This is a genomic window from Isoptericola sp. NPDC057391, assembly GCF_042668085.1.
Taxonomy (GTDB): Bacteria; Actinomycetota; Actinomycetes; order Actinomycetales; family Cellulomonadaceae; genus Isoptericola.
This window is the reverse complement of the sequence record NZ_JBHVBO010000159.1, coordinates 1-9,654: the sequence shown is the minus strand read 5'-3', so window position 1 is coordinate 9,654 and position 9,654 is coordinate 1. Positions and strand designations below refer to the sequence as shown.

The following is a 9,654-nucleotide window of genomic DNA, read 5'->3' as shown; positions in this document are numbered from 1 at the left end:
CGGGCGGTGCGCCGACGGGCGAGCGGCGTCGTCAGATGCCGACGGGCTCGACGTCCGGGCCCGAGCCGGCGGCGGCCGGCGACGGCACGTGACCGGAGGACACCTCGGCGCGCAGCTTGGCGCCGAGCTCGGCGTCCACGTTCGTCCAGTACTGGAAGAACCGCTCGCGGATCTCGTCGATCGTGATCGCGAGGCCCTGGCCGGTGAGCGTCTCGAGGAAGCGCGCCTTGGCGGCGTCGTCGAAGACCTCGCGGTACAGGGTGCCGGCCTGGCCGAAGTCGTCGTCCTCGGCGTGCAGCGTCTGCGCGGCGCGCACCAGCTCGCCGTCCGACTCCCAGCCCGCCTCGACGCCGCGCGCCGGGTCGGCCACGGGGCCGCCCTGGGCGCCGAACGAGTTCGGCGTGTAGACGCGGTGCTCCGGGCCGTTGAAGTGGTACTGCATGTTGCCCTGGTGCATGTAGTTCGCGACCGGGGCGGCGTGCGGCTGGTTGACCGGCAGCTGGTTGTAGTTGGTGCCGATGCGGTAGCGCTGCGCGTCGGGGTAGGAGAAGACGCGGGCCATGAGCATCTTGTCGGGCGAGATGCCGGTGCCCGGCACCTGGTTGCCCGGCGAGAACGCGGCCTGCTCGATCTCGGCGAAGAAGTTCTTCGGGTTCCGGTTCAGCGTGAACGTGCCGACCTTGATCAGCGGGTAGTCCGCGTGCGGCCAGACCTTCGTCATGTCGAACGGGTTGAAGCGGTAGGTCTTCGCGTCCTCGTAGGGCATGACCTGGACCTTGACGTCCCACGAGGGGTGCTCGCCGCGCTCGATGGCCTCGTACAGGTCGCGGCGGTAGTAGTCCGCGTCCTCGCCGGCGATGCGCTCGGCGTCCTCGGCCGACATGTGCTCCACGCCCTGCTGGGAGATGAAGTGGTACTGCACCCAGAAGCGCTCGCCCGCGGCGTTGATCCACTGGTAGGTGTGCGAGCCGTAGCCGTTGAGGTGGCGCCACGACTTCGACAGGCCGCGGTCGCCCATGACGTAGGTGACCTGGTGGGCCGACTCGGGGGACAGCGTCCAGAAGTCCCACTGCATATCGGCGTTGCGCAGGCCGGAGGCGCCGAGGCGCTTCTGCGAGTGGATGAAGTCCGGGAACTTCATCGCGTCGCGCAGGAAGAACACCGGGGTGTTGTTGCCGACGATGTCGAGGTTGCCCTCGGTGGTGTAGAAGCGCAGCGAGAAGCCGCGCACGTCGCGCCAGGTGTCGGGGGAGCCCTGCTCGCCCGCGACCGAGGAGAAGCGCAGCAGCGTCTCGCTCGTGGCGCCCTTCTGGAAGACCGCCGCGCGGGTGTACTGCGAGACGTCCTCCGTGACGACGAACTCGCCGAACGCGCCGCCGCCCTTGGCGTGCGGGTTGCGCTCCGGGACGCGCTCCCGGTTGAAGGAGGCGAGCTTCTCCACCAGGTAGCGGTCGTGCAGGACGGTGGGCCCGTCCGCACCCAGCGTGAGGGACTGCGCGTCGCTCGCGACCGGGGTGCCGGTCTGCGTCGTCGTGAACGGCGTCGTCATGTGATGACGTCCTTTCTCAGGGGGGTTCCGGTTCGGTCCGGCTTCAGGAGGTCGTGCCGGGGCCGGCCGCCGGGACGGGGTCGGCGGCGGAGCTCTCGGCACAGTCGGGGCACAGGCCCCAGAAGGTGACCTCGGCGAGGTCGACGGCGAACCCGTGGGACGCGCTGGGCGTCAGGCAGGGCGCGTGCCCCACGGTGCAGTCGACGTCGGCGACGGCACCGCACGAGCGGCACACCACGTGGTGGTGGTTGTCGCCGGTGCGGCGCTCGTAGCGCGCGGGGTGCCCGGCCGGCTCCATGCGGCGCAGGAGGCCGGACGAGGTGAGCGCGTGCAGGCAGTCGTAGACGGCCTGCACGGACACCGAGCCGAGGTCGGCCCGCACCGCGCGCACGACGTCGTCCGCGGTGGCGTGCTGGTGCTCGGAGAGCGCGCGCAGGACGGCGAGCCGGGAACCGGTGACGCGCAGGCCCCGCTCCCTCAGCAACGTCTCGTCCGTGCTCGCCGTGGTCATGGCCGCGACCCTGCCACACTTTCTGGAACGATTCCAGTAAAGGTCGCGGAGTGGGCGGGCGAGACGCTCGCCACACCGGCCGGCCGGGCGGCGATCCCGTGCTAGCCTTGACAGCTGACCGACCTGGGTCCGTGGTGCGATGCTCCGAGCGAGTCGTCGACGTCGGGCCCGGGTGCATCAAGTGGATCTCATCCCACCCGAGCACCGACCGGGCGCCCCTGGGCGCCGACAGGAGCCGGGTCCCGGTCGGACGCCTCTCGTGGGTGTCCGCCTCGGTCGTCGGAGCGCTCGCGCCCCGGCGTCGGTAGATGGCCTCCACCTGTGCTCAGGTCGGGGGCCTTTCCCGTCCCTGGCGGTCTACCGACGAGTTCCTAGGAGCATCACCATCAGCGAGCCTCGCATCAACGATCGGATCCGCGTCCCCGAGGTCCGACTCATCGGCCCGGGCGGGGAGCAGGTCGGCGTGGTCGCCACGGGAGTCGCCCTGAAGCTTGCCCAGGACGCCGACCTCGACCTCGTCGAGGTGGCCCCGGACGCCCGTCCGCCCGTCGCCAAGCTCATGGACTACGGCAAGTTCAAGTACGAGTCGGACATGAAGGCGCGCGAGGCGCGGCGCAACCAGGCGAACACGGTCCTCAAGGAGATCCGGTTCCGCCTGAAGATCGACCCGCACGACTACGGCACCAAGAAGGGCCACGTCGTGCGCTTCCTGGAGGCCGGCGACAAGGTCAAGGTCATGATCATGTTCCGTGGTCGTGAGCAGTCGCGTCCCGAGATGGGCGTGCGCCTGCTGCAGCGGCTCGCGGAGGACGTGGCGGACCTCGGCTTCGTCGAGTCGATGCCGAAGCAGGACGGCCGCAACATGACCATGGTGCTCGGCCCGGTGAAGAAGAAGGCCGACGCCAAGGTCGAGCAGCGCAAGCGGTCCAGCGAGATCAACGCGCAGCGCAAGACCAAGTCCGAGGTCAAGGCCGAGGCCCGCGCCCAGGCCGGGACCGCGCAGCCGACGGCGGCGCCCGAGGTGGAGACGCCCGAGGCGCCGGCCCCCGAGGCCGCCGCCCCGGCCCCGAGCGCCCCGGCCGAGCCCGCCCCGGCGAAGCCTGCGACGTCGGAGAAGCCCGCGACGTCGGAGAAGCCTGCCGCTGCTCCGGCCAAGCCGGCCGCCGCGCCGAAGCCTGCGACGCCCAAGCCGGCGACGCCCAAGGCCGCGACGCCGAAGCCGGGCACCCCGCGGCCTTCGGCACCGCGACCGAAGCCGAGCCCGCGCGCAGGGCGCTGAGGCCGTACACGACCATCTGGCACCGGGCCGCTCGCCGGCCCCGGTCCGCACCACGTCCCCGCCGGCCGGCGGGTGACCGACACGAGGAGAGACGGCAGTCATGCCGAAGAACAAGACGCACTCCGGCGCCAAGAAGCGCTTCCGGGTCACCGGTAGCGGGAAGGTCATGCGCGAGCAGGCCAACCGCCGCCACCTGTTCGAGCACAAGCCGACCAAGCGCACCCGCCGCCTCGCGATGGACCAGCAGGTCTCGCAGGCCGACGTCAAGAAGATCAAGAAGCTGCTCGGCAAGTGACCCCTCCGGCGGCCGCACCGGCCGCCGGGTCCACTTCCGGCCCGACACTGCAAGGAGCATCACGTGGCACGCGTGAAGCGGGCGGTCAACGCCCACAAGAAGCGCCGTACGACCCTCGAGCGCGCCAGCGGCTACCGCGGCCAGCGTTCGCGCCTGTACCGGAAGGCGAAGGAGCAGGTCACCCACTCCCTCGTCTACTCGTACCGCGACCGCAAGGCGAAGAAGGGCGACTTCCGCAAGCTGTGGATCCAGCGCATCAACGCTGCGTCCCGCGCGCAGGGGCTGACCTACAACCGCCTCATCCAGGGCCTCAAGGCTGCTGGTGTGGAGGTCGACCGCCGCATGCTCGCCGAGCTCGCGGTCAACGACGTGGCGGCGTTCAACGCGCTCGTCCAGGTCGCCAAGGACGCGCTGCCGGCCGACGTCAACGCGCCGAAGGCCGCCTGAGCCACCCGCTCAGCACCCCGGACGCCCGGACAACCCCGACCTGTCGATGCCAGGAATGATCTCAGGCATCCCCGACGTGACGCTCGCGAACCCGCGGGCGGACCGGGTCAAGCAGGTCAGGGCGTTGTCCGGGCGTCCTGCGCGTTCCCGGCACGGGCAGTTCCTCGTCGAGGGGCCGCAGGGCGTGCGAGAGGCGGTCCGCCACGCGGCAGGTGACGTCCGGGACGTCTACCTCACGCCCGCCGCCGCCGAGCGCTACGACGAGATCCTGCACGACGCCCTCGGCGCCGGCCTCCACGTGCACGTCGGGACGCCCGAGGTGCTCGAGGCGATGAGCCCCGACGCCCAGGGCGTCCTCGCCGTGGTGCGCGTCCGGTCGCACGGCCTCGACGAGACGGTCGCGTCGTTGGCGGGGGCTCGGGCTGCCGAGGGGCGCCCGCTGCTCGTCGCGGTGCTCGCGGCGGTCCGCGACCCGGGCAACGCGGGCACCGTGATCCGGGCCTCGGACGCCGCCGGCGCGGACCTGGTGGTCCTCGCGGGCCACAGCGTCGACCCGCACAACCCCAAGGTCGTGCGGTCCACCGCCGGCTCGCTCTTCCACCTCCCGGTCGTCACCGGCACGTCGCTGACCGAGGCGGTGGACGTGCTCCGGGCGGCCGGCTGCCACGTCCTCGCCGCCGACGGTACGGGCACCCACGACCTCGACGACCTGCTGGACGTCGCAGGTCCCGGCCCGCGGACGCCCGACCAGCCCGACCTGGCCGACTCGACGGCCTGGGTCTTCGGCAACGAGGCCTGGGGTCTGCCCGAGGCCGACCGCGCCCTCGCCGACGCCGTCGTGCGCGTGCCCATCCGCGGCCGGGCCGAGTCGCTCAACCTCGCCACCGCCGCCACGGTGTGCCTCTACGCCAGCGGGCGCGCGCAGCGCTGACCCACGCTGCGGCGCGCGTGGCACGATGGGCGCGTGCGCCTCTTCACGGCCGTGTACCCGTCCGCGGAGGCGGCCCGGCACCTGGAGCTCGCCCTCGCGGGGGTGAGCGGCCCGTCGCTCGCCGACCCGGGCCGCGGCCTGCGCTGGGTGCCGCCGGAGCAGCGCCACGTCACCCTCGCCTTTCACGGCGAGATCCCTGACGGCGCGGTGCCCGGCTACGTCGACGCCCTGCGCCTGGCCCTGGCCGACGTGCCCCCGTTCGACCTCGCGCTCGCGGGCAGCGGCTCGTTCGGCGGTCGCACGCTCTGGGTGGGGCTGACCGGCGCGGTCGACGCGCTGCGGCGGACGGCCGAGCTCGCCCAGGACGCCGCCGTCGGCGCGTCGGGCCTGCCCGCCTCGGACCGCACGTCGGGACGGCCGCACCTCACCGTCGCCCGCGCGACGCTCCGCGCCGCGGAGGGGCGCCGGCGGGTCGACGGCGCGCGCGGCGGCACCCGCGCGCCGCGAGGCCGCGAGTCGGAGGCGTCGCCGCTGGTCCCGTGGGCGCGGGCCTTGGCCGTGTACCGCGGGCCGTCCTGGGAGGTGGACGCCGTCCACGTCGTCGCCTCCCGGCTCGGCGAGGGGCGGTCAGGCGGACCGCTGCACGAGGACGTCGCCGTGATCCCCCTGGCCGACGGGGCCGACGGGGCCGACGGGCGCAGCCCAGGGCGGCACGTGCCATGATGGGAGGCGTGACACTCCGCGACCGCCGATTTACCGGGCCCGCCACGGGCCCGGTCCCGGCTGCGCCCGCGCGCTGAGCGCGCGGCACCGCGGACGCCGACCTGACGGGCCGTGGCGGGCACATAAACTGACCCCGCCGCCCACACCCCTCGCAGGGACCCTCTCAGGAAGGCACGCATGTCCACGCCCGCACCCACCCCAGAACCCGGCAACGACCGACAGGGCCCCGACCCGCTCGACGTCGCGGCCCTCGACGCCGCGGTCGACGAGGCGCTCGCCGCGGTCGCCGCCGCGCGCGACCTCGACGAGCTGAAGGCCGTCCGCACCGCGCAGACCGGGGACAGGAGCGCGCTCGCGCTCGCGAACCGTGCCATCGGCGCTCTCCCCGGCCCCGACAAGGCCGCCGCCGGCAAGAACGTCGGCCCGCGCCGCGGCCGCGTCAACCAGGCGATCGCCGCGCGCCAGGCGGAGCTCGAGGCCGAGCGCGACGAGCGGGTCCTCGTGGAGGAGACGGTCGACGTCACGCTGCCGACCGGTCGCCGCCCCGTCGGGGCTCGGCACCCGATCGAGCTGGTCCAGGAGCGCATCGCCGACTTCTTCGTCGGGATGGGCTGGGAGATCGCCGACGGCCCCGAGGTCGAGGCGGAGTGGTTCAACTTCGACGCGCTGAACTTCGACCCGGACCACCCGGCGCGGCAGATGCAGGACACGTTCTACGTGGCGGGCGAGGGCGACAAGCCGTCCAACCTCGTGCTGCGCACGCACACCTCGCCGGTGCAGTCGCGCTCGCTGCTCGAGCGCGGGGTGCCGCTGTACGTCGCGTGCCCGGGCAAGGTGTTCCGCACCGACGCCCTGGACGCCACGCACACCCCCGTCTTCCACCAGGTCGAGGGCCTGGCGGTCGACAAGGGACTGACGATGGCGAACCTCGTGGGCACCCTCGACGCGTTCGCGCGCGCCATGTTCGGCCCCGAGGCGCGCACCCGGCTGCGCCCGAGCTTCTTCCCCTTCACGGAGCCCAGCGCCGAGATGGACCTGTGGTTCCCGCAGAAGAAGGGCGGCGCGGGCTGGATCGAGTGGGGCGGCTGCGGCATGGTCAACCCCAACGTGCTGCGCGCGGCCGGGATCGACCCCGAGGAGTACCAGGGCTTCGCGTTCGGGATGGGCATCGAGCGGACGGCGATGCTGCGCCACTCGATCGCGGACATGCACGACATCGTGGAGGGCGACGTGCGCTTCTCCACCCAGTTCGGGACGGAGATCTGATGCCCCGCATCGTCACTGACTGGCTCGGCGAGCACGTCGAGCTGCCGGCGGACCTCACCGCGGAGCAGCTCGCGGCCGCGCTGGTGAAGGTCGGCCTGGAGGAGGAAGAGATCCACCCCGCCGCCGTCACCGGCCCGCTCGTGGTGGGGCGCGTGCTCGCGCAGACCCCCGAGCCGCAGAAGAACGGCAAGACCGTCAACTGGTGCCTGGTCGACGTCGGCCCGGAGCACAACGCGACGCAGATCAAGGGCGTCGACGACGCCGACGTCCCCGCCGGCGGCGCGCGCGGCATCATCTGCGGCGCGCACAACTTCGGCGTGGGCGACTACGTCGTGGTGTCCCTGCCGGGCACCGTGCTTCCCGGCGGCTTCGCCATCGCGGCGCGCAAGACGTACGGCCACGTCTCCGACGGCATGATCTGCTCGGTGCGCGAGCTCGGCATCGGCGAGGACCACGACGGCATCCTCGTGCTCACCCGCGCGGGCTTCGATGCCGCCGAGCTCACCCCGGGCCAGGACGCGATCGCCCTGCTCGGCCTCGGCGACGAGGTGCTCGAGATCAACGTGACCCCGGACCGCGGGTACGCGTTCAGCTACCGCGGCGTGGCACGCGAGTACGCCCACTCCACGGGAGCCCGCTTCACCGACCGGGGCCTGGCCCAGAACCTCGTCACGCCCCCGCCGGCCGCCACGGCCGACGGGTTCGCCGTCGAGGTCGACGACGCCGGACCGATCCACGGGCAGGTCGGCTGCGACCGGTTCGTCACGCGCGTCGTGCGCGGCATCGACCCGGCCGCGCCCACCCCGCCGTGGATGAAGCGTCGCCTCGAGGGCTCGGGGATGCGCGCCATCTCCCTGGCCGTCGACGTCACCAACTACGTCATGCTCGACCTGGGCCAGCCGCTGCACGCCTACGACCTCGACCGGGTGGCTGCGCCGATCGTGGTCCGCCGCGCGGCACCGGGGGAGCGCCTGACCACGCTCGACGACGTCGACCGCGCGCTCGACGCCGAGGACCTGCTCATCACCGACTCGCCCGCGGGCGAGCGCGGAGCGCGGGTGCTCGGCCTGGCGGGCGTCATGGGTGGCGCCTCCTCCGAGGTGAGCGCCACCACGACCGACGTGCTCGTCGAGGCGGCCCACTTCGACCCGATCACCGTGGCCCGCACGGCGCGACGGCACCGGCTGCCGTCCGAGGCCGCCAAGCGGTTCGAGCGCGGCGTGGACCCCCGCCTGCCCGCGGTCGCGGCGCAGCGCGTGGTCGACCTGCTCGTGGAGCTGGGCGGCGGCACCGCGGACGGCGCCGTGAGCGACCTCGACACCACGACCGCCCCCAAGCCGGTGCGCCTGGACGTCAGCCTGCCCACGCGGCTGTCGGGCGTGGAGTACGACCGGGCCACCGTGGTCGGCATCCTCGAGCAGATCGGCTGCGTCGTCACGGACGCCGTCGCCGGGGCCAGCGTGGACGCCGTCCGCGTGACGCCGCCGTCGTGGCGTCCCGACCTCACCGAGCCGGCCGCGCTGGTCGAGGAGGTCGTGCGGATCGCCGGCTACGACCAGATCCCGTCCGTGCTCCCGGCCGCCCCGGGCGGGCGCGGCCTCACCCCGGAGCAGCGGGCCCGTCGGTCGGTGGCGCGCGCGCTCGCGGAGGCCGGTCTCGTCGAGGTGCTGTCCTACCCGTTCGTCGGCGAGGCCGACCTCGACGCGCTCGGGCTGCCCGACGAGGACGTCCGCCGCACCACGCTGCGCCTGGCCAACCCGCTGGCCGACGACCGGCCGTCCCTGCGCGCGGACCTGCTCTCGACGCTGCTCGAGACCGCGCGCCGGAACGTCTCGCGCGGCCTGCCCGACGTGGCGGTCTTCGAGATCGGCCTGGTCACGCGGCCGACGCCGGGCACCCCGGCCCCGCCGCAGCTGCCCGTCGGCGTGCGCCCGTCCGACGAGGACCTGGCGGCGCTGGTGTCCGCCGTCCCCGACCAGCCGAGGCACGTCGCGGGCGTGCTGGCCGGCCGGGCGGTGCCCGCCGGCTGGTGGGGCGACGGCCGTGCGGCCGACTGGGCGGACGCCCTCGACGCCGCCCGGCTCGTCGCCGAGCGTGCGGGCGCGGAGGTCACGGTCCGGGCCGACTCCGGCACGATGCCGTGGCACCCCGGGCGCTGCGCGGCGCTGACGCTGGCCGACGGCGCCGTCGTCGGGCACGCGGGCGAGCTGCACCCCAAGGTCGTCGAGGCCCTGGGCCTGCCCGCCCGGGCGGCGGCGTTCGAGCTCGACCTGGGCGCGCTGATCGCCGCGGGCGGGGGCGCCCCGGTCGTGGCCGAGCCGGTGTCGGCGTTCCCGGCGGCCAAGGAGGACTTCGCGTTCGTCGTGGACGCGAGCGTGCCCGCGGCCGACGTGCGCGCCGCCGTCGTGGCCGGCGCGGGGCCCCTCCTGGAGGACGCGCGCCTGTTCGACGTCTTCACCGGCGAGCAGGTGGGCGCGGGCAAGAAGTCGCTCGCCTACTCGGTGCGGCTGCGCGCCGCCGACCGCACCCTGACGGCCGACGACGTGCGTGCCGTCCGCGAGGGCGTCGTCGCCGCGGCGACCGAGCGCGTCGGGGCGGTGCTGCGTGGCTGACGAGGGCGTCGTCGCGGGCACGGGGGGCACCGGGGGCACCG

9 protein-coding genes are annotated in these 9,654 nt (G+C 74.0%); 7 read left to right on the top strand and 2 right to left on the bottom strand.

What is annotated here, in order from left to right; translation table 11 throughout:
• Positions 1–31 precede the first annotated feature (31 nt).
• Together ACFUVW_RS16725 and ACFUVW_RS16720 are read right to left on the bottom strand one after the other, a co-directional pair.
• Positions 32–1,549: a catalase gene (locus ACFUVW_RS16725; RefSeq protein WP_430572446.1), complete on the bottom strand. Its 1,518-nt coding sequence runs from the start codon at positions 1,547–1,549 to the stop codon at positions 32–34.
• Positions 1,550–1,592: 43 nt separating this feature from the next.
• Entirely contained in the window at positions 1,593–2,060 is a 468-nt protein-coding gene (locus tag ACFUVW_RS16720) for a Fur family transcriptional regulator (protein WP_430572445.1), read from the bottom strand.
• Positions 2,061–2,379: 319 nt separating this feature from the next.
• On the opposite strand from ACFUVW_RS16720, the gene infC reads away from it, so the two are divergent.
• The 7 genes from infC (at position 2,380) to pheT (ending at position 9,613) form a co-directional block, all read left to right on the top strand.
• Positions 2,380–3,339 carry a translation initiation factor IF-3 gene (gene infC / locus ACFUVW_RS16715; RefSeq protein WP_430572447.1) on the top strand — a complete coding sequence of 320 codons (960 nt, stop codon included), beginning with the start codon at positions 2,380–2,382 and terminating at the stop codon, positions 3,337–3,339.
• A 100-nt stretch (positions 3,340–3,439) separates the two neighbouring features.
• On the top strand, positions 3,440–3,634 hold the full coding sequence (gene rpmI, locus ACFUVW_RS16710) for a 50S ribosomal protein L35 (RefSeq protein WP_344249414.1): 195 nt from the start codon (positions 3,440–3,442) through the stop codon (positions 3,632–3,634).
• 63 nt (positions 3,635–3,697) lie between these two features.
• Complete coding sequence (gene rplT / locus ACFUVW_RS16705) at positions 3,698–4,081, top strand: 50S ribosomal protein L20 (RefSeq protein ID WP_079576292.1); 384 nt, start codon at positions 3,698–3,700, stop codon at positions 4,079–4,081.
• A gap of 55 nt (positions 4,082–4,136) precedes the next feature.
• On the top strand, positions 4,137–5,012 hold the full coding sequence (locus ACFUVW_RS16700) for a TrmH family RNA methyltransferase (protein WP_430572444.1): 876 nt from the start codon (positions 4,137–4,139) through the stop codon (positions 5,010–5,012).
• Positions 5,013–5,045: 33 nt separating this feature from the next.
• Positions 5,046–5,735 (top strand): 2'-5' RNA ligase family protein, encoded by a 690-nt coding sequence (locus ACFUVW_RS16695; protein ID WP_430572443.1) that lies wholly within the window; start codon positions 5,046–5,048, stop codon positions 5,733–5,735.
• 177 nt (positions 5,736–5,912) lie between these two features.
• A complete protein-coding gene (pheS, locus tag ACFUVW_RS16690; protein WP_430572442.1) occupies positions 5,913–7,001 on the top strand; it encodes a phenylalanine--tRNA ligase subunit alpha in 1,089 nt (362 codons plus the stop codon).
• Positions 7,001–9,613: a phenylalanine--tRNA ligase subunit beta gene (pheT, locus tag ACFUVW_RS16685; RefSeq protein WP_430572441.1), complete on the top strand. Its 2,613-nt coding sequence runs from the start codon at positions 7,001–7,003 to the stop codon at positions 9,611–9,613. Before pheS ends, pheT begins: the two co-directional genes overlap by 1 nt.
• Positions 9,614–9,654: the final 41 nt, after the last annotated feature.